Raw genomic sequence first — 18,929 nt, forward strand, 5'->3', positions numbered from 1 at the left:
GGCGTCGGGCGGCAGGCCGACGACCATCAGGGTGGGCCCTGGCTCGGGGCGTTCAGGGCGCGCCCGCGCCCGCAATCCGGCGGCCTGATCAGGCATCCCCGGTGCCCCCGGCCACCGCGCCGATGCGCTGCAGTTCACGGCGGGCGCTGAACAGCTCGATCAAGGCGGTCAGCAAGGTGGCGGCACTGCGCCGCCGGGAGCCGGTCAGGCTCAGCAGTTGGGCGCGCAGGTCCAGGGCCCAGTCACCGTTGTCCTGGTCCAGCCGCACCGCCAGCGCCGCCAGGGCGCCGGCCAACTCCCAGCAATCTTCTCCGCCGCCGGCGGCATTCAGGTCGGCGGCGGCGCGCTCGCGCAGCGCCGACCACTCTTCGCAGCGCAGCATGTGCACCAGCAGATCGCTGTCCTGCCGGCGGCTCTGCCCCGCCGGCGCCAGCCAGTAGCGGCGCCCGAGCAGACGGCCGCTGTCCAGGTCGCGTATTTCACCGAACCAGGCGCACAGCAAGGCGGTGAACGGCGCGCCGTCGCCGCGCCCGGTGGGCGAAGCGGCCACGTCCAGGCGCCGCAGGCGCAGCTGGGCGGCGCGGCCGCGGTGGCGCACCATCAAGCTGTCCCAGGGCGCCGCCAACGGATAGCACTCGTTCAACGGCAGGCGCTGGCCGAGACGCCAGACCCGGCTGTTGCCCCGCGCCGCCGCCAGCCACGGCTGGCCGCTGCGCTGCAAGGCGCGCCAGAGCGCGGTGTCCGGGGTCGCCGGCAACAACTGAGCGGCGAGGGAAAAGCGCGTATCGGGCGCGCTCGGCACGCCGATGGGCAGCCCCTGGCCATCCAAACCGAGCACCGGCGCCGGTCGCGTGCCGCCATGCCGCAAATGCATCGGTGCCTGGTCGGCGGCGGCGCGGTCCGCCGCCGGCCGGCCCTGCCACAGCGCCTCCGTGGCGTCGAAATCCGGGGCGCCCTCGCGCAACAGTGATACCGCGGCGTCCAGGGCACGCCCCTGGGCCAGCACCTGACGGGCCCAGCCCGGGGCGCCGGGGCGGCCGTCGTCGTCGCTGTCGCCGGTGAGCGCCAGGGCGTCGTCCACCAGGCCGGCGGCGTCGGCGGCCACCATGTCCTCGGGCACCCGCTGGCCCCGGCAAACGTAATGCAGCCGCAGGTCATGGCGGATGGCGGCGTCGAGCACCGGGCCCAGGCGGCTGGCCTCGTCCTGCTTGCTGACGATGGCGTCGTCCAGGGCCAGCCCGGCGGTGCGGGCGGTGCCCCGGTACACGGCCACCACTTCCTCCAGGGTTTCGCCCTGGCTAGCGGCGTTGAGCAGCAACACCGGCCGCACCCGCAAGGCGCCGCTGAGCTGGCGCAACTGCTCGCCCAAGCGGGCGTCGCGCTGGCTCATGCCGATGGTGTCGACCACCACCCAGGGGCGGTCCGCCAATGACCGGGCCAGCCGGTCCAGCGGTTCGTCCTCTTCCAGGTTGAACAGGGCGACACCGAGCAGATCCGCGTAGATGCGCAATTGATCGCGGGCACCGATGCGGTAGCTGTCGGCGCTCACCAGGGCCACCCGTTCGGGGCCGTGGCGCCGGGCCAGCCGCGCCGCCAGTTTGGCGGCGGTGGTGGTTTTGCCCACCCCGGTGGGGCCGATCAGGGCGATTACACCGGGCTGTTCCAGATCGCCGGGGGCCGCCACGGACAGACGGCGCTGCAATTGGCGCTGCAGCCAGTGGTCGGCCTGTTCGTCGCGCTGCGCCTCCGGCGGCAGGCCGGCCAGCAGGGTGTCACTGAAGACCGCACTGAACCCGGCGCCCCGCAGACGCCGGCGCAAGGCCTGACGCGGCCCGTCGTCGTCGCCGGCCGGCGCACGGCGGGCCAGCTGTTCGCGCATGTCGCGCACTTCGCGCAGCAACTGCTCGGTGAGATCGGGGCCGGCGGGGGCGTGATGGGGGACGCGCTGCTGGGCCGGCGCCACGGCCGCTTGACCGGCGCGGTCCGGCACCGCCTGTTCCGACGGTGCATAGCCGGACGAGTCGTCCTCGGCCAGGGCGAGGATCTCCACACCCTGGTCGGTGGCGCGGTTGGCCAGGATCAGGGCGTCGTCGCCCAGCGCCGCGCGCACCCGGCCCATGGCTTCCCGGTTGTTGCTGCCGACAAAGCGTTGCACGCCCATGACGGTATCCTCTGTTTTTTGCGGTTCTGATTAGGGCCTGTTCAGGCGGTGCCGCCGATCATGCTGGTCACGCGCAGGGTGCGGTCGTCCGGAATCTCCGCCTGCGACATCACCACCAGGTGGCGCAGGCGGCGGCGCAGGAAGTGCGCCAGCAACGGCCGCAGGCCGTGCTGCACCACCAGCACCGGCGGCTCGCCGGCGGCCTCCTGGCGTTCCAGGGCGGCGGCGGCCTGTTCCATAAGGGTGTCGGCGAGGCCGGGCTCCAGTGCCCCGCCGCCGTTCAGCGCCTGGCCGAGCACCTGCTCGAGGTTGCTGTCCAGGCCGATTACATGCAGTTCGTCCTGGCCCGGGAACCACTGATGGGTAATGGCGCGGCCCAGCGCCACGCGCACCTGGGCGGTGAGTTCGTGGGCGTCGGCGTTCTGGCCGGCGTGTTCCGCCAGGGTGTCGAGGATGGTGCGCATATCGCGGATCGAGACGTCCTCTTCCAGCAGGTTCTGCAGCAGGCGTTGCAGCACGGTGAGCGACACCGCCTTGGGCACCACGTCTTCCACCAGCGCCTTGCTGTCCTCACCGAGCTTGTCGAGCAGCTGCTGCACTTCCTGGCGGCCGAGCATTTCCGCGGAATGGTGGTGCAGCAGATGGTTGAGATGGGTGGCCACCACGGTGCTGGCGTCGACCACGGTGTAGCCGTACACCTGGGCCTGCTCGCGCTGGTCCGCGTCGATCCATACCGCCGGCAGTCCGAAGGCCGGGTCCTGGGTGGCGGTGCCCTTCACTTCGCCGGTGACCTGGCCCGGGTTGATCGCCAGCCACTTGCCGGGGAAGGCTTCGCCGCGCCCCACTTCGGCGCCCTTGAGGGTGACCACATAGCTGTTGGCGCCCAGGTCCAGGTTGTCGCGGATGTGCACCACCGGCGGCAGGAAGCCCACCTCCTGGGCGAATTTCTTGCGCACGCTCTTGATGCGGCCGAGCAGCTCGCCCTGCTGGCGGTAGTCCACCAGGGGAATCATGCGGTGGCCCACTTCCAGGCCCAGCACGTCGATCAGTTGGACGTCGTCCCAGCTGGCCTCCGGCGCTTCCGGTTCCGGCGGCGGCGCCGCGTCGATCTGCTCTTCGGCGAGGCGGTTTTCCTTGGCCCGGCTCAGGTACCAGGCGGCGCCGGCCAGGCCGGCGGTGAACAGCAGGAACACGAAGTTGGGCATGCCGGGCACCAGGCCCAGCAGGCCCATCACGCCGGCGGCCAGGATCATCACCCGCGGGTTCATCAGCAGCTGGCTGATCATCTGCTGGCCGACGTCCTGGTCGGTGGTCACCCGGGACACGGTGACGCCGGCGGCGGTGGAAATCACCAGCGCCGGAATCTGCGCCACCAGGCCATCGCCGATGGTCAGCAGCGTGTAGGTGCGGCCGGCGTCGGCGAACGACATATCGTGCTGCAGCATGCCGATCAGCAGGCCGCCGATGATGTTCACCGCCATGATCACCAGGCCGGCCACGGCGTCGCCCCGGACGAACTTGCTGGCACCGTCCATGGAGCCGTAGAAATCCGCTTCCTGGGCCACTTCGGCGCGGCGTTTCTTGGCGTCTTCCTCGCCGATCAGGCCGGCGTTGAGGTCGGCGTCGATGGCCATCTGCTTGCCGGGCATGGCGTCGAGCATGAAGCGCGCGCCCACCTCGGCGATGCGCCCGGCGCCCTTGGTGATCACCATGAAGTTGATCACCACCAGAATCAGGAACACCACCAGGCCGACGGCGAAATTGCCGCCCACCAGGAACTGGCCGAACGCCTCGATCACCTTGCCGGCGGCGGCACCGCCTTCGTGGCCTTCCATCAGCACCACCCGGGTGGAGGCCACGTTCAAGGCCAGCCGCAGCAGGGTGGTGAACAACAGCACCGCCGGGAAGGCGGCGAACTCCAGCGCGCTCAGGGTGAACATGCTGACCAGCAGCACCATCAGCGCCAGGGCGATGTTGAAGGTAAAGAACATATCCAGCGCGAACGGCGGCAGCGGCAGGATCAGCATGGACATGATCAGCAGGATCAGGATCGGCCCGGCGAGCACCTTGGCGCCGCCGTCGCCGAGCAGCTCGCGCCCGCCCAGGTAGTGGCTCATCGCTTTCACGGCGCCACCTCCAGTTCCGCCGGGATCGGCAGGTCCGCCGGGGTCAGCGGCTGGTCGCCGCCCTCTTCCCGCCCCCGTTTAAGGCGGAACGCCCACACCAGCACTTCCGCCACGGCGGTATAGAGCGGCCCGGGAATCTCCCGGTCGATGTCCACATGGCGGTACAGCGCCCGCGCCAGCGGCGGTGCTTCCAGCAGGGGCACCCGGTGTTCGCCGCCCAGCTCGCGGATGCGCGCGGCCACTTCGTCGGCGCCCTTGGCGATCACCCGGGGGGCGCTCATGTTGCTTTCGTCGTAGCGCAGGGCCACCGCGTAGTGAGTCGGGTTGGTGACGATCACGTCGGCGTCCGGCACCTGGCTCATCATCCGGTTGCGGGCCATGGCCTGCTGCTGGGAGCGGATCTTGGCCTTCAGCTGCGGGTCGCCTTCGGTCTCCTTGTGCTCGCGCTTGATCTCTTCCTTGCTCATGCGCAGCTTCTTGGCGTGGCTCCACAGCTGGTAGGGCACGTCGATCAGAATCACCACCACCAGCGACAGCACCATCAGCCCGCAGGCCATAGCGGCGAGGCGCAGGGCATTGGCCAGCGCCTGCTGGGTGGGCTGGTCCATCAGCGCCATGAACTCGCCGCGCTTGGCGCTCAGAAACGCCACCGCCACCGACCCCACCAGGATCGACTTGGCGATCGCCTTGGCCAGCTCGGCCAGCGCCTGGGAGGAAAACTGCCGCTTGAGACCCTTGATCGGGTTGAGTTTGGAAGGCTGGGGTTTGAGGGACTTGGCGGAAATCAGGAAGCCGCCCAGCAGGTTGGGCGATATCAGCGCGATCACCGCCAGCATCAGGAACAGCGGAATCAGTGCGAACAGGGTGCGCGCGCCCAGGTCCACGGCGTGGGTGAGCATCACCGTGCTGTCGAAGCCCTGGCGGCGGTCGAATAGGAACGACTGCTCCATCACCATGCCGACCTGGTCGAACAGCGTCGGGCCCATGGACCACAGGCCGCCGACGCCGCCGAACAGCAGCATTACCGTGGTCAGCTCCCGGGAGCGGGCCACCTGGCCGTCTTCCCGGGCCTTTTCCAGGCGCCGGGGCGTGGCCTCTTCGGTCTTTTCCTGATCTTCGGTCTCTTCGGCCATGGCGGCGGCATTCCGGGCATCATTACTTCAATGCCCGGGATTGTCGCCGAACGGACGGCCAACCAATCCTCGGATAAGAGGGGTTTGGGGGCGGTTATTCCCTAGAAGCCGAGTTCGTCGAGCAGATCGTCGACCTGATCCTGGTTGCTGACGATGCCTTCGCCCTCGGCGGTGAGCTGCGGCCCGTTGACCAGAGACGCTTCCTCGCGCTTGCGGGTGTCGGCGGCGTTGCGGTCCTCCATGCGCTGTTTGAGCGCTTCGCGCTCGTCGCCCTCGGGCACGCTCTCCAGCAGCACCTGCAGCAGCTGGTTTTCCACCTCCAGGATCACCTCCATCATCTTCTTGATGACCTGCCCGGTGAGGTCCTGGAAATCCTGGGCCATCATGATTTCCAGCAGCTCCTTGCTGGTTTCGCGGGCCATCTCCGGCACCGCCGCCAGATAGCCGCGGGTGTCGGTGACCAGTTGCCGGGCCTGGTCCAGCTCCATGGGATTTTCGAACCAGGTTTGCCACTGTTGGTCGAGGCTCTCCGCCCGGCTCTCGATCTCATTCTGCAGCGGCTGGGCGCGGTCCACCGCGTTGAGTGCGCGGTCGGCGGCCTGCTCGGTCATCGACGCCACATAGTTGAGACGGGCGCGGGCGTCGGGAATCGCCTCCGCCGCTTTCTCCACTTCCTTGTCCAGCCCCAGTTCCCGCATGCTTTCACGCAACATGCGGGTGAGCTGTCCAATGCGCACTACCAGGTCGTCGCCGTGCGCGCCTTCGTGTGCCGCCACTTGCCGAGCCTCACCACTCATATTCGGTTCTCCTCACCAGGGAAGCTGGACCCCGCGTCGCTTATTTGCCCAGCTTCTCGAAAATCTTGTTGAGTTTCTCTTCCAGGGTGGCGGCGGTGAACGGCTTGACGATATAGCCGTTGGCGCCGGCCTGGGCAGCGGCCACGATGTTCTCTTTCTTCGCTTCGGCGGTAACCATCAGCACCGGCAGCGCTTTCATGGCCTCGTCGGCGCGGATCTGCTTGAGCATCTCCAGACCGTCGAGATTGGGCATGTTCCAATCCGACACGACGAATTCGAAATCGCCGCCTTTCAGCTTGCCCAATGCTTCCTGGCCGTCCTCGGCCTCTTCCACGTTGGTGAAGCCCAACTCCTTGAGCAGACTGCGAACGATGCGTCGCATGGTGGGAAAGTCGTCCACCACCAGAATACTCATGCCCTTATCCATCGGATCCTCTCACTGCGTCATGGCGCCGGGTGGCGGGAGCGCGTCCCCGGCGCGGTTCAGGGTCGTTAAAACTCTTCCCAGTCGTCCTCGGTGGTGACCGGTTCACGGCGCGGTGCCGGGCGGCTTTCGCGCGGCGCCTGCTGCTCGGAACGCTGCCGTGGCGAATCCTGTACAGCTTGCTTTTTGGGCTCGTCCTGCTCGGCTTTTTCGTCGTGCTCCCTTGTGATCATCGGTATCACCACGGAGTCCGTCTGTTCCACAACTTCGTTGTCGAGCTGGAAGATGGACACCGCTTGTTCCAACCGGCGTGCTTGCTCTTCCAGGGACGCGGCCGCGGAGCTGGCCTCTTCCACCAGGGACGCGTTCTGCTGGGTGACTTCATCCATCTGGCTGACCGCCTGGCTAACCTGCTCGATGCCGCCGCTCTGCTCCTGGGAGGCGGCGGAAATCTCGTCCATGATGTCGGTGACGCGCTTCACCGCGGCGACCACCTCCTTGACGGTCTCCGAGGCCTGCTCGACCAGGGTGGAGCCTTCCTGCACTTCCACCGCCGAGGTTTCGATCAACTGCTTGATCTGGCGAGCGGCGTCGGCGCTGTTGCCGGCCAGGTTGCGCACTTCCCCGGCGACCACCGCGAAACCGCGGCCCTGCTCGCCGGCCCGGGCCGCTTCCACGGAGGCGTTAAGCGCCAGAATGTTGGTCTGGAAAGCGATGGAATCGATCATGCCGGTGATGTCGGCGACCTGTTTAGAGCTCTCTGTGATGCCCTGCATCTTGGCGGTCACCTGACGCATCACATCGCCACCGCGGGTGGCGGTGCCGGAGGCGTCATTGGCCAGGCCGCTGGCCTGGCGAGCGTTGTCCGCGTTCTGCTTCACGGTGGCGGTGAGCTGCTCCATGCTGGTGGCGGTTTCCTCCAGGGACGCGGCCTGCTGCTCGGTGCGCGAGGACAGGTCGGTGTTGCCACGGGCGATCTCGGAGCTGCCCACGAAAATCGAATTACTGCTGCTGCGTACGTTGGAGACGATGCCCGACAGGCTTTCCTGCATATCGCGCATGGCGGCGAACAGCTGGCCTATTTCGTTGGTTCCGGGCACGTAGATTTTCTCGGACAAGTCAGCGCGGGCGATACGCTGCAGGTTTTTCACCGCTCTGTGCAGCGGCTGTACCACGGTGACGCGCAAGCCTAAATAGATCAGCACGAAGATCAGCGCAGTGATGATCAACATAGCCAACCCGATCAGACCATAAAGCTCGGTTTGCTCTCGGTAGTTGGTCATCACTGTGTCGCCACGTTCGTTGGCGTAGCGGGTGAAGTCAGTGAGGCTACTATCAAAGCCATCGCCCGGGGAAAGCAGGTCCTGACGCAGATTCTTGTATTCACTGAGTTGGTTTCCCTTGAGGGCCTCGTGCTGTTCACGTACCAGCGCCATTACCTGCATGAAGCTATCTTCGAGCTCATTGGCCCTGGCCACACCCATTTCTGTCTTAGGGGCTTTATCAAAGTTATCAAACCGGCGCTGCGCTCGCTGTAGCAGATCACCCACACCCTCTATCTGGTTTTCCGCCACCAGACGCATACCCTGGTCCAGATAGTCAGCGGCGAGATCCATCTGAATGCGGGCGCGACTGATAAGGACCGCTGCCCGGCTGACTTCATTGAGCTGCTCAACGTTAATCTGGTTCAAGAGAGCAATCGATTCGTCAGCCATCTTGTTATTCAAATAACGCAATACGGCAAGCGAGCCGACGAGCAGCACACAGCACAGTAAAGCGCCCGCCACCGTTGCTTTAACATTAAGATTACGCAGTATTTTCATCATAACCGGCGCTCCTCCTTCAGGGCTTTCTCAGGAATTCATTTTTTTGTTTCAGACCCGCTGCGCGCGCCCGGAAGCGGCCGCTAACGCCATCAGACGCGGCGCCACCTGGTCCAGTGCCACCACTTCTGTGGCACCTTCGATCGCTATCGCCTCACGCGGCATACCGAATACCAGTGAGGTTTCCTCATCCTGGGCGAGAGTTACCGCCCCGGCACGGCGCATGGTCAGCAGGCCAGCTGCACCGTCTTTACCCATCCCCGTGAGCAAGATGCCGATGGCGTTTCGCCCGGCTTGGGCCGCCGCCGAATGGAACAGCACATCCACCGACGGTCGATGCCGATTGACCGGTGGTCCGTCATTCAGACGCACCACATAATTAGCGCCGCTGCGCACCAGATTCAGATGCCGGTCGCCCGGGGCGATATAGGCGTGCCCGGGCAACACCCGCTCGCCGTCCTCCGCCTCCTTGACGGTGATGCGGCACAGCTTGTCCAGCCGCAACGCGAACGAATGTGTAAAGCCGCCGGGCATATGCTGGGCGATCAGAATCGCCGGGCAGTTGGCGGGTAGCGGCTCCAGCACTTGCCGAATCGCTTCCGGGCCGCCGGTGGAGGCGCCCAGAATCACCAGCTTTTCGCTCGACACCATCACCGCTTTCAGCGGTTTGGGGGCGTCCCGTTCGCCGGCCTGGATACGCCGGGGTCGGGAGCGGGCGGCGGCGCGGATTTTCTCCGCGATCAGCTCGCTGTACTCAATCATGCCGCTGCGGATACCCAGCGCCGGCTTCTGCAAAAAATCCACCGCGCCCAGTTCCAGTGCCCGCAGGGTTACCTCGGACCCGGCCTGGGTGAGCGACGACACCATCAGCACCGGCATCGGCCGCAGACGCATCAGCCGCTCGAGAAAGTCCAGGCCGTCCATGCGCGGCATTTCCACGTCCAGGGTGAGCACATCCGGGTCGTGGCGTTTAATCAGGTCACGGGCGACCAGGGGGTCCGGCGCCACCGCCACCACTTCCATATCGTCGTGGCTGTTGATGATTTCGCTCATCAGATCGCGGATCAGGGCCGAGTCGTCGACGCACAGCACCCTTATTTTTTTCCCGGCCAAGATCGGTCTCCCCCGTTTCCAAGACGACGCCGTCACCGGCGCGATTCGCCTTTGTTATTCACGCTATCGGCGGGTAGCGGCGCTTCTTTAGGATTTTTGAGTGTTACCGGTCGGCGAGGGTGTAGACGGTCTGGCCGCGCAGGCGGAAGCGGTCGCTGATGTAGGAAAAACTTTCCGAGTGGCCGGCGAACAGCAGGCCGTCGTGCTTCAACAGAGGCGCGAAGCGGTCGAGGATGCGGGCCTGGGTGCCCTTGTCGAAATAGATCATCACGTTGCGGCAGAAGATCGCATCGAAGCGATCCTCCACGGGCCATTTCGGCGCCACCAGGTTGAGCGTCTGGAAACGCACCCGCGCCGCCACTTCCGGGCGCACCCGGGCAAACCCGGAGCGCGCGCCGCTGCCCTTCTGGAAGAAACGCTTGCGCCGCCGCTCGTCGAGCTTGCCGACCTGGTCCATGGGATAGATGCCGCGCCGGGCCCGGTCCAGGGCCTCGGTGTCGATATCGGTGGCGAGAACCTGGAAATCGGCCTTGTCGCCCAGCACCTCGGCGAGCGCCATGGCGATGGAGTACGGCTCCTCGCCGGTGGAGGCGCCGGCGCTCCAGATACGCACCGGCCCGCGCCGCTCGCGCACCAGGTCGGCGAGCAGCGGGAAATGATGGCTCTCGCGGAAGAAGGCGGTGAGATTGGTGGTCAGGGCGTTGGTGAACGCTTCCCACTCCGGGCCGCCGCTGTCCTGCTCCAGTTTCGCCAGATAGTCCTGGAAGCGGACCAGGCCGTGCTTGCGTACGCGCCGGCCGATACGGCTGTAGACCATATCCTTTTTGTGCTCCGCCAGGACGATGCCGGCGCGGCGGTAGATCAACTCACGGATACGCGCGAAATCCGCGTCGCTGAGCATCAGGTCGCGGTCCGGCGAAAAACGCCCGGCGTCGCCGGTGGCGGCGGTGGGGCTGATAGGCACTCGACTGCTCAAAGGGGTCATCCGGCTAGGGTCTGGGTGGTGGACGCGGAGCGCGGCCGGGGCGGCGACGCGGGCAGGCGACGAACGTCGGCGGCTTTCGCCGGCGCCTGCTCAGCGCCGCCCCGCAGACGGAACACCGCGATCGAATGGGTCAGGCTGTCGACCTGGGCTTCCAGGGAGGCGGCGGCACGGGCGGAGGCCTGCACCCGTTCCGCGTTCTGACGGGTGACGCCGTCCATCTGCGCCACCGCCTGGTTAATCTGGTTGATCCCGGTGCTCTGCTCTTCGGACGCGGCGCTGATGTCGCCCATGATGTCGTTGACCCGGGTCACCGAGGTGACCACGGATTCGATCGCCGCTTCCGCGCGTCGCACCAGTTCCGCGCCGCTTTCAATCTCGCGGCCGGAACCGGCGATCAGGTCGCGGATCTCCTTGGCGGCATCCGCGGAGCGGCCGGCCAGGTTACGCACCTCCTGGGCCACCACCGCGAAGCCGCGGCCGTGCTCGCCGGCGCGGGCCGCTTCCACGGAGGCGTTGAGGGCCAGAATGTTGGTCTGGAAGGCGATGCTGTCGATGGTGCCGATGATCACCGCCATCTTTTCCGAGCTGGCGGTGATGCGGCCCATGGTGTCCACCACCTGCCCCATCACTTCACCGCTCTCGGACACCGCCCGCGATGCCTCGCCGCTGAGCCCGCTGGCCTGGCGGGCGTTCTCCGCGTTCTGGCCCACGGTGGCGGTGATCTCTTCCATGCTGGAGGCGGTCTGTTGCAGCGAGGCGGCCTGCTGCTCCGAGCGCGACGACAGATCCTCATTGCCCTGGGCGATGTCGCGGGCCGCCGGGGTGACCACTTCGATGCCGCGGTTCACGTCGCCGACGATGCTGCCCAGGCTGCGGCGCATCAGTTTCAGCCCCATCACCAGCAGCCCCATTTCACCACTGAGGCGGCGCGGCGGCTTGGCCGCCAGGTTGCCGGCGGCGATCTGCAGCGTGAACATGCCGGCCTCGCGCACCGGGCCCAGCACCGAACGGGCGGTGGCCCAGAACAGCAGCGCCACCAGCGGCAGGCCCACCGCCGCCAAGGCCATCAAGGCGGTGGACAATGGCGCCGCCTCACCACGGCCGAGGAAGCCGATCACTCCGGCGCCCAGCAGCGGCGCGGCGCTGGCCAGGTAGAGCAGCGTCATACGGCTGCTCACCGAACGCGGGTTCCAGCGTCGCAGCGCCGCCACTACCCCACGACGGCGAATCTCGCCACGGTGCAGGTAAAGGTGGCCGCCGCGCCCTTCCCGCAGTGCGGTGTAGGCCTGTTCCGCGGCGTCGATAGAGCCTTTGTCCGCCTTGAGGCGCACGGATACGAAGCCGGCGATTTCACCGTCTTCAATAATCGGGGTGACGTGGGCGCGTACCCAGTAATAGCCGCCGTCCTTACGCCGGTTCTTGACCAGGCCGATCCAGGTGCCACCCTCTTTCAGGGTGCGCCACAGGTTCTCGAACGCCTGCTCCGGCATGTCCGGGTGGCGCACGATGTTGTGCGGGGCGCCGATCAGCTCTTCGCGGGTGAAGCCGCTGACTTCGATAAACGCCGGGTTGGCGTAGGTGATACGCCCCCTGCGGTTGGTCCTCGAAATCAGAAAGTCATCGCCCTTGAGCGCATACTCACGGTTTGTCACCGGCTGATTGTTACGCATTCCCACTCTCCCCGATTGCCCGGACCCGGCGTTGGTCTTCGACCCTGTGCTTGTTATTCGCCGGCTTCTTCCACCAGCGCCATTTCTTCGCTGGTGAGCATTTTTTCGATGTCCACCAGTACCAGCATGCGTTCATCCAGATTGCCCAGCCCGCTGATGTAATCCAGCGGCAGGCTGAGACCGAATTCCGGCGCCGGCTTGCGCTGCTCGGCGGTGAGCGTCATCACGTCGGAAACCCGGTCGACCACGATGCCCACCACCCGGTCGGCGATGTTGACCACGATCACCACGGTCTGGTCGTCGTAGTCGGCACGCTCGAGACGGAATTTGATGCGCAGGTCGACGATCGGCACGATCACGCCGCGCAGATTGGCCACGCCCTTGATGAAGTCCGGGGCATTGGCGATGCGCGTGACGTTTTCGTAGCCACGGATTTCCTGGACCTTGAGGATATCGATGGCGTACTCCTCGTCGCCCAGGGAGAACACCAGGAATTCCTGGCTGCCCGCTTCCACGGCGGCGGCGGTTTGCAAAGCAGTGGCTTGACTCATGACGGTTCTACCTCCTCAACAGGGCGGGCCCGGGTCGGGGCGCCAAAGACAGGGTTTTCTTTTTTGCTCTGGCCGAGGCGGTGCATGTCCGCCACGTCCAGAATCAGCGCCACGCTGCCGTCGCCCAGAATGGTGGCGGCGGACACGCCCGGCACTTTGCGGTAGTTGGTTTCCAGATTCTTGACCACCACCTGCTGCTGGCCGACCAGCTCGTCCACCAGCAATGCGTAGCGGCGCCCTTCGCCCTGCACGATCACGGCGATGGCGCGGGTCGGGTCGGTAATGGCGTCGGCCACGTCCAGGGCGTGATGGACCGCCACCACCGGCAGGTAGTCCTCGCGCACCTTCAGCAGCACGTCGCCGCCGGCCATGGAGTAGAGATCGTCGGCGCGCGGCTGCAGGGATTCGATCACCGCGCTCACCGGCAGGATGAACATCTCCTGGCCGACCTTGATGGACATGCCGTCGAGGATCGCCAGGGTGAGCGGCAGCACGATGCGGGTGGTGGTGCCCTGGCCCGGCGTGGAGAGAATTTCCACATGCCCGCCCATGGCCTGGATGTTGCGCTTGACCACGTCCATGCCGACGCCGCGCCCGGACACGTCGCTGACCGCATCGGCGGTGGAAAAGCCCGGCGCGAAAATAAGCTGCCAGACTTCGTCGTCGCTCATTGAATCGGACACGGAGAGGCCGCTGGAGCGCGCCTTTTCAAGAATCTTGTCGCGGTTGAGACCGCCGCCGTCGTCGATCACCTCGATCAGGATATTGCCGCCCTGGTGCTGGGCGGACAGGGTCAGACGGCCGGTGCGCGGCTTGCCCGCCGCCTCGCGGCGGTCCGGCGTTTCGATACCGTGGTCGAGGCTGTTGCGCACCAGGTGGGTGAGCGGGTCGATGATCCGTTCGGTGAGGCCCTTGTCCAGTTCGGTGGATTTGCCCTCGGTGACCAGCTCCACGTCCTTGTCGAGCTTGCCGGCCAGGTCGCGGACCAGGCGCGGGAAGCGGCTGAACACATAGTCCATCGGCACCATGCGCACGGACATCACCGCTTCCTGGAGATCCCGGGCGGTGCGCTGCAGCAGGTTGAGCCCGGTGACCAGGGCGCCGTCGTTGACGGTCTCGGAGTCCTCGGCCACCTGGTTGAGCATGGACTGGGTGATAATCAGCTCACCGACCAGGTTGATGATCTGATCGACCTTGGACACCGGCACCCGGATGGAGGTGGATTCGCCGCCTTTCTTGGCTGCGTCGCTACTTTTGGCGGCGGCTTCGGCTTTCGCCGGGGCCGCAGGCTTGGTCGCGGCGGGCGCCGGTGCCGCTTCGGCTTCCGCTTTCACTTCCGGTTTGCTTTCGCTGGCGGCCGCCGGCGCGGCGGCGTCCAGAGCGCGCACTTCCAATTGCTCCGGCTCGGCGATAAAGCACATCACCGCTTCGATATCGTCGCCGCTGAGTGACGACGTGAGCACCACCCGGTGACGTTCGCCGTCGGCCTGCTGGTCCTCGATATCGCCCAGCTGCGCCAGTTCCTCGATCAACAGATCCCGGTCCTTGTCGGCGACACCGATCAGGGTCACCTGGAAGCGGGCACCGCCGTCCGGCGTGCCTTCGCCGGCGGAAGGCGCCGCCTCGGCGGGCGCCGGGTCGGCGGCCGGCTCGGGGCTGGCCGACGCGGACGGCGCGGCGCCCGCCACCTCGGCGCCGGCGTCTTCGCCCAGCTCTTCCAGAGCGAGACGGCGCAGGGTCTCGCAGATACGTTCCAGGGCTTCCGGGTCCGGTTCACCACCCTGACGATACGCGTCCAGTTGATCGTTTAGCATGTCTTTGGCTTCCAGAAAGGTGTCGACGATATCCCTTCGCAGCGCCAGCTCGCCGCGTCGTGTGTAGTCGAGCAGGTTTTCCAGCAGATGCGTGGTGCGCTGCAGCGCCTCGAACCCGAAGGTACCGGCCCCGCCCTTGATCGAATGCGCGGCCCGGAAGATGGCGTTGAGCCGCTCCACGTCCGGGTTGTCCACGTCCAGCTCCAGAAGATGGGATTCCATCTCCGCCAGGAGCTCGTCCGCCTCTTCGAAAAACGTGTCGTAGAATTCGGTGATATCCATGTTCACTCCCGCACGGGTTGAGGGGCGTCGCTCAGATCGCCGGGGCGGCTGGCGGCGCGCAGCCGTTCCACCGCCTGACGGGTCAGCACCACCAGGGTGATGCGGCGGTTGACCGGGTCACCGGGGTTGCTGTCGGGCACCGGCACACGGTCGCCCATGCCCGTGACCCGCAGTAGCTTTTCGCTGTCCAGGCCGCCGGCCACCAGCTCGCGGCGCGAGGCGTTGGCGCGGTCGCTGGACAGCTCCCAATTGCTGTACCCGCTGTCGCCGCTGGAATAGCGAAGACTGTCGGTATGTCCGCTGATACTGAGCGGGTTGGGCATGTCGTTGAGCAACGGCGCCATGGTGCGCAGCAAATGACGCATATAGGGCGCGACACGGTCGCTGCCGAGCCGGAACATGGGCCGCTGGTCGGTATCCACCAGCTGGATGCGCAGGCCTTCCGGAGTCATCTGGAAGCGCATCTGATCGCGCAGTTCACGCAGCTGCGGGTCGGCCTGGATCGCCTGTTCAATCCGGCGGCGCAGATTGATGAAGCGCTGACGCTCCTCCGCCGGCAACGTCTGGCGGCGCAGATCAATACGCGCCTGCTCACCGTCGGAATGGGCCGGATCGGCGCCGCCGCCGGGGATCGCGCTGGTGCTCGACGAATTACGGTCGCCGTCCGCCAGCGCCACTTTCAGCGGCGTGCGGAAATATTCGGCCAGGCCCTGCAGCTCGGCCGGCGACGCGGTGGAGATAATCCAGAGCACCAGAAACAACGCCATCAGGGCGGTCATGAAATCCGCCAGCGCGATTTTCCAGGCGCCGCCGTGGTGCGCCACATGGGCACGGCGGCGTCGCCGGATGACGATGGGCCGGTGCTGCTCGCTCATGTCTGCTTGGCACCCGCGGGCCGCGCGGCACGCACGTGCTCTTCCAGTTCGGTGAAGCTGGGCCGCTCGGCGGTGTGCAGAGCTTTACGCCCGAATTCCACCGCCAGCTGCGGCGCATAACCGTTGAGGTTGGCAAGCAGCGTGACGCGGATGCACTGCAGCATCTTCACCGCCTCGGCCACCTGCCGGTCGATGCGGCTGGCCACCGGGTTGACGAAGCCGTAGGCGAGCAGGATGCCGAGGAAAGTCCCCACCAGGGCGTGGGCGATCATCAGCCCCATTTCCTCGGCGCCGGCGTCGGCGGACGCCAGGGCTTTCACCACCCCGAGCACCGCCGCCACGATGCCGAACGCGGGCAGGCCGTCGCCCACCTTGGCGAGGGCGTCGGCGGGAATATGCGCTTCGTGTTCGAACGCCTCGATTTCATGGCTCATCAGTTCATCGAGTTCCATCGGATCGACGCTGCCGCTGATCATCAGCCGCAGATAATCGGTGATGAAGCCCATGATCATCGGGTCATTGGCGATTCTCGGGTATTCACTGAACAGCGCGCTTTCGGTGGGGTTTTCAATGTCCTTTTCCACACCCAGCACGCCCTCGCGGCGCATCTTGGAGAGCAGGTTGTACTGCAGCGACATCAGCTGCATGTAGATCTCTTTGTCGTACTTCTTGGTGCGCTTGAGGCTGCTGGCGGTACGCAGGGTGGCTTTGATCGCCTTGCCGTTATTGGCGGCCACGAACGACCCCACCGCGGCCCCGACGATCATCAGGATTTCGGTGGGCTGGTAGAGCGGGCCCAGGTGTCCGCCGGCCATGGTGAAGCCGCCGAACACGGAAAGGGTGACGATAATGAAGCCAAGAGGTATCAGCACAACCGGTATCCTTCAGAACAGCGTGGATAGCATTACCATCTGTATCGGCAGGAGCAGGTCGGGCTTGAGGGAAAAATTACGAAATTAAGCGCCCACCGCCTGTCGGCGACCGCCGCTCCGCCGGCCCTCTTCACTCACCGCGCTCTGACGTTTGCGGGTCTTGCCGGCCCGGGACGGCGGCTGGCAGATACCGCACACAAAGCGCTGGCTCGGCGTATGCGCGTGGTTGACGAAATGGCCGTGGCAGCTGGTGCATTCCGACAGCTCGAACATTTCACTTTCAAAGAAACGCACCAGGGTCCAGGCCCGTGTCAGGCCGAGCACCGGTTCGGCGCCGTCCAGAGCAATCTGCTCCAGATAAAGGCGGTAGGACTTCACGAAGCCTTCCATGCGGCTGCAACCGTGCTCGCCGGTCAGCTGCCGGTAGAAACTGTAAAACAGGGAGGAGTGAATGTTCGGCAGCCAGGTGATGAACCAGTCGGTGGAAAACGGCAGCATCCCCTTCGGCGGCGACATGCCGCGCACTTCCTTGTAAAGCCGGATCAGCCGGCCACGGCTGAGTTCGGTTTCCGATTCCAGCACCTGCAGCCGGGCCCCCAGCTCAATCAATTCGATCGCCAACTGCACTTGGTGCATTTCGCCGACCAGACTCTTCTCGGACATTGGATCCCTCCCCCGATCAGTTCGCGCAGGACGCCATCAACAACGCCGCGTGGGTTTGCCCCAGCCCCTGCTCCCGCTTGTTATTGGTCAGCTTGGTGACCTGGTCCGCGTCGTCGAAATGCAGACGGAACAACAACTGGTTGGTGCGCGCCATCTGGCTGAGCTGCTTGGCGGACAGCGAAATCAACACTTCCGCCATCGCCTGGTCGATCTTCAGCCGGAACATGGCGGTGGCGTAATCTTCCTTGAGAAGACGCTGCGCCAGCAGCAGGTAGGTCAGATTGATATCCTGGATTTCATCTAAGACGCTATCGATCTTCATTGTTCTTTCACTCCTTCGGTACCCCATGACCGAGGTCACCCCCGGCGCTAACCCTCGCCGGATCACTAAGATCCCCAAAGCTCATACTTTATACTTAGATACATTGCATTTATAAGTCATTAAGTATGTGCGTTTTGTAGTGGCAACGTATCACAATAATCACGACATGCTCACACTTTTATGTGAACAAACTCACACCAAGGGAAAATTTTGTGACGCTATTCACAAATGTGCAGGCAGTCTGAAACGAGCGTTTCAATAGCGGGAAAAAGGGCCGTCACAAGCCCTTTGAGTTGGAATGCGGCGCCGGAAAGGAAAATTATTTTCATTAAAATCAAGGAGTTATAATTAACACCCCGGTGAACAAAATTTAGAACCGTGTTTCATTTGGGCAAATTGGAAGGGGCCATGGCGCGCTGCAAAGGACAAAAATTGCAAAGGACGAAGAGACAAGGAACCGGGTCACAAAATCCATACACTACAAATACTTGCGTATAATGCTAATACTTTAGTCCTAGCTTCTTACGCTCTCGTCCTCGGCGTTCATCGCTTGCAACCAGACCAGCAACTCAGCGATCACCTGATACAGCCGAACCGGTATCCGCTGGTCCAGATCCAGCTGCATCAGCAACCCCACCAGCTCGGGCGCGTCATGCACGAACACGCCCTGGCGTCGGGCCTCGGCGATAATCCGTTCGGCCAGGTCACCATAGCCGCGCGCCAATACCCGGGGGGCCTCGCCGTCCTGGTAGGCCAGCGCCACGGCCTGGCGGCGGCTGTTGGCTTCAGAGTCCTTCATCGCTGGCCACTCGCAGTCGGATCTGTTCGAAACCACAGCCCTCGAGGCTGGACTTCAGACGCGGGCTGTCGGCGCGCAGTTGCTCGGCCACCTGTTCGGAGCCGGCATTCAGATCAATGCTCAGATCGTCGCCGCGCAGGTCCAGGCGCACCCGCACCGCGCCCAGCGCCGCCAGCTCCACGGTCAGTTCGGAGCGCCAGGTGCCCTCTTCCCCCGGGTCCTCACCGCCCTCGCCCTGGTCGCCGCCGGAGCAGCCCTGACGGGGCGCTTCGGCGGGCACCTGGATCACCAGAGCCATGAAAATGCCGGACCAGACGTCCCCTTCCCAGCGCAGCACCGGCGTCGCCAGGGTCTCCAGCTGATGGCGGAGAATCCCCTGCAGGGCCTGGTTGGCGTCGTCGGACAGGGGACGCGGCGCGGGCCTGGGGGCCTCTTCGCCGTCCGTGACCGGGCGGCCCTCGGCGGTAACCGGCGCCGCTGCCGGCCGCTCGGCGACCGGCGTCGCGGTTGCGCGGGCCG

Annotated in this window: 17 protein-coding genes; all 17 read right to left on the bottom strand. The window is 65.4% G+C overall.

What is annotated here, in order from left to right; all coding sequences use genetic code 11:
* Positions 1-88 precede the first annotated feature (88 nt).
* Positions 89-2,161 (bottom strand): flagellar biosynthesis protein FlhF, encoded by a 2,073-nt coding sequence (gene flhF, locus ISO4_RS15690; protein WP_194856828.1) that lies wholly within the window; start codon positions 2,159-2,161, stop codon positions 89-91.
* Positions 2,162-2,202: 41 nt separating this feature from the next.
* Positions 2,203-4,278 carry a flagellar biosynthesis protein FlhA gene (gene flhA / locus ISO4_RS15695; RefSeq protein ID WP_194856841.1) on the bottom strand — a complete coding sequence of 692 codons (2,076 nt, stop codon included), beginning with the start codon at positions 4,276-4,278 and terminating at the stop codon, positions 2,203-2,205.
* A 5-nt stretch (positions 4,279-4,283) separates the two neighbouring features.
* Positions 4,284-5,420, bottom strand: a complete 1,137-nt coding sequence (gene flhB / locus ISO4_RS15700) for a flagellar biosynthesis protein FlhB (RefSeq protein WP_194856829.1) — start codon at positions 5,418-5,420, stop codon at positions 4,284-4,286.
* Between the two features lie 101 nt (positions 5,421-5,521).
* A complete protein-coding gene (gene cheZ / locus ISO4_RS15705; protein ID WP_194856830.1) occupies positions 5,522-6,217 on the bottom strand; it encodes a protein phosphatase CheZ in 696 nt (231 codons plus the stop codon).
* Between the two features lie 40 nt (positions 6,218-6,257).
* Positions 6,258-6,644, bottom strand: a complete 387-nt coding sequence (cheY, locus tag ISO4_RS15710) for a chemotaxis response regulator CheY (protein ID WP_142948133.1) — start codon at positions 6,642-6,644, stop codon at positions 6,258-6,260.
* 65 nt (positions 6,645-6,709) lie between these two features.
* Complete coding sequence (locus tag ISO4_RS17270; RefSeq protein ID WP_194856831.1) at positions 6,710-8,467, bottom strand: methyl-accepting chemotaxis protein; 1,758 nt, start codon at positions 8,465-8,467, stop codon at positions 6,710-6,712.
* A 48-nt stretch (positions 8,468-8,515) separates the two neighbouring features.
* A complete protein-coding gene (locus ISO4_RS15720; RefSeq protein WP_194856832.1) occupies positions 8,516-9,577 on the bottom strand; it encodes a protein-glutamate methylesterase/protein-glutamine glutaminase in 1,062 nt (353 codons plus the stop codon).
* 103 nt (positions 9,578-9,680) lie between these two features.
* The gene (locus ISO4_RS15725; RefSeq protein WP_228548195.1) at positions 9,681-10,478 is read right to left on the bottom strand and encodes a CheR family methyltransferase; all 798 of its coding nucleotides are present in this window, start codon (positions 10,476-10,478) and stop codon (positions 9,681-9,683) included.
* Between the two features lie 80 nt (positions 10,479-10,558).
* Positions 10,559-12,232 (bottom strand): methyl-accepting chemotaxis protein, encoded by a 1,674-nt coding sequence (locus ISO4_RS15730; protein ID WP_194856834.1) that lies wholly within the window; start codon positions 12,230-12,232, stop codon positions 10,559-10,561.
* A gap of 53 nt (positions 12,233-12,285) precedes the next feature.
* The gene (locus tag ISO4_RS15735; RefSeq protein ID WP_194856835.1) at positions 12,286-12,783 is read right to left on the bottom strand and encodes a chemotaxis protein CheW; all 498 of its coding nucleotides are present in this window, start codon (positions 12,781-12,783) and stop codon (positions 12,286-12,288) included.
* Positions 12,780-14,879 carry a chemotaxis protein CheA gene (gene cheA, locus ISO4_RS15740; protein WP_194856836.1) on the bottom strand — a complete coding sequence of 700 codons (2,100 nt, stop codon included), beginning with the start codon at positions 14,877-14,879 and terminating at the stop codon, positions 12,780-12,782. Before cheA ends, ISO4_RS15735 begins: the two co-directional genes overlap by 4 nt.
* Before the next feature lie 2 nt (positions 14,880-14,881).
* Entirely contained in the window at positions 14,882-15,754 is an 873-nt protein-coding gene (motB, locus tag ISO4_RS15745; protein WP_142948126.1) for a flagellar motor protein MotB, read from the bottom strand.
* On the bottom strand, positions 15,751-16,626 hold the full coding sequence (motA, locus tag ISO4_RS15750) for a flagellar motor stator protein MotA (protein WP_194856837.1): 876 nt from the start codon (positions 16,624-16,626) through the stop codon (positions 15,751-15,753). The genes motB and motA overlap by 4 nt, the downstream gene beginning before the upstream one ends.
* Positions 16,627-16,710: 84 nt before the next feature.
* Entirely contained in the window at positions 16,711-17,289 is a 579-nt protein-coding gene (gene flhC, locus ISO4_RS15755) for a flagellar transcriptional regulator FlhC (protein ID WP_194856838.1), read from the bottom strand.
* A 16-nt stretch (positions 17,290-17,305) separates the two neighbouring features.
* Complete coding sequence (gene flhD, locus ISO4_RS15760; RefSeq protein WP_142948123.1) at positions 17,306-17,611, bottom strand: flagellar transcriptional regulator FlhD; 306 nt, start codon at positions 17,609-17,611, stop codon at positions 17,306-17,308.
* Positions 17,612-18,125: 514 nt separating this feature from the next.
* Positions 18,126-18,410, bottom strand: coding sequence for an EscU/YscU/HrcU family type III secretion system export apparatus switch protein (locus ISO4_RS15765; protein ID WP_194856839.1), 285 nt, complete (start codon positions 18,408-18,410; stop codon positions 18,126-18,128).
* Positions 18,397-18,929 (bottom strand): flagellar hook-length control protein FliK (fliK, locus tag ISO4_RS15770; protein ID WP_194856840.1); only part of this gene is annotated, 533 nt, incomplete at its 5' end. The genes ISO4_RS15765 and fliK, both read right to left, overlap by 14 nt.

This window comes from Alloalcanivorax venustensis ISO4 (assembly GCF_015356855.1).
GTDB classification, from domain to species: Bacteria; Pseudomonadota; Gammaproteobacteria; order Pseudomonadales; family Alcanivoracaceae; genus Alloalcanivorax; species Alloalcanivorax venustensis.

Coding starts and splice junctions, on each gene's coding strand:
- flhF (WP_194856828.1), bottom strand. CDS start 2,161: ATGGGCGTGCAACGCTTTGTCGGCAGCAACAACCGGGAAGCCATGGGC.
- flhA (WP_194856841.1), bottom strand. CDS start 4,278: ATGAGCCACTACCTGGGCGGGCGCGAGCTGCTCGGCGACGGCGGCGCC.
- flhB (WP_194856829.1), bottom strand. CDS start 5,420: ATGGCCGAAGAGACCGAAGATCAGGAAAAGACCGAAGAGGCCACGCCC.
- cheZ (WP_194856830.1), bottom strand. CDS start 6,217: ATGAGTGGTGAGGCTCGGCAAGTGGCGGCACACGAAGGCGCGCACGGC.
- cheY (WP_142948133.1), bottom strand. CDS start 6,644: ATGGATAAGGGCATGAGTATTCTGGTGGTGGACGACTTTCCCACCATG.
- ISO4_RS17270 (WP_194856831.1), bottom strand. CDS start 8,467: ATGATGAAAATACTGCGTAATCTTAATGTTAAAGCAACGGTGGCGGGC.
- ISO4_RS15725 (WP_228548195.1), bottom strand. CDS start 10,478: ATGCTCAGCGACGCGGATTTCGCGCGTATCCGTGAGTTGATCTACCGC.
- ISO4_RS15730 (WP_194856834.1), bottom strand. CDS start 12,232: ATGCGTAACAATCAGCCGGTGACAAACCGTGAGTATGCGCTCAAGGGC.
- ISO4_RS15735 (WP_194856835.1), bottom strand. CDS start 12,783: ATGAGTCAAGCCACTGCTTTGCAAACCGCCGCCGCCGTGGAAGCGGGC.
- cheA (WP_194856836.1), bottom strand. CDS start 14,879: ATGGATATCACCGAATTCTACGACACGTTTTTCGAAGAGGCGGACGAG.
- motB (WP_142948126.1), bottom strand. CDS start 15,754: ATGAGCGAGCAGCACCGGCCCATCGTCATCCGGCGACGCCGCCGTGCC.
- flhC (WP_194856838.1), bottom strand. CDS start 17,289: ATGTCCGAGAAGAGTCTGGTCGGCGAAATGCACCAAGTGCAGTTGGCG.
- flhD (WP_142948123.1), bottom strand. CDS start 17,611: ATGAAGATCGATAGCGTCTTAGATGAAATCCAGGATATCAATCTGACC.
- ISO4_RS15765 (WP_194856839.1), bottom strand. CDS start 18,410: ATGAAGGACTCTGAAGCCAACAGCCGCCGCCAGGCCGTGGCGCTGGCC.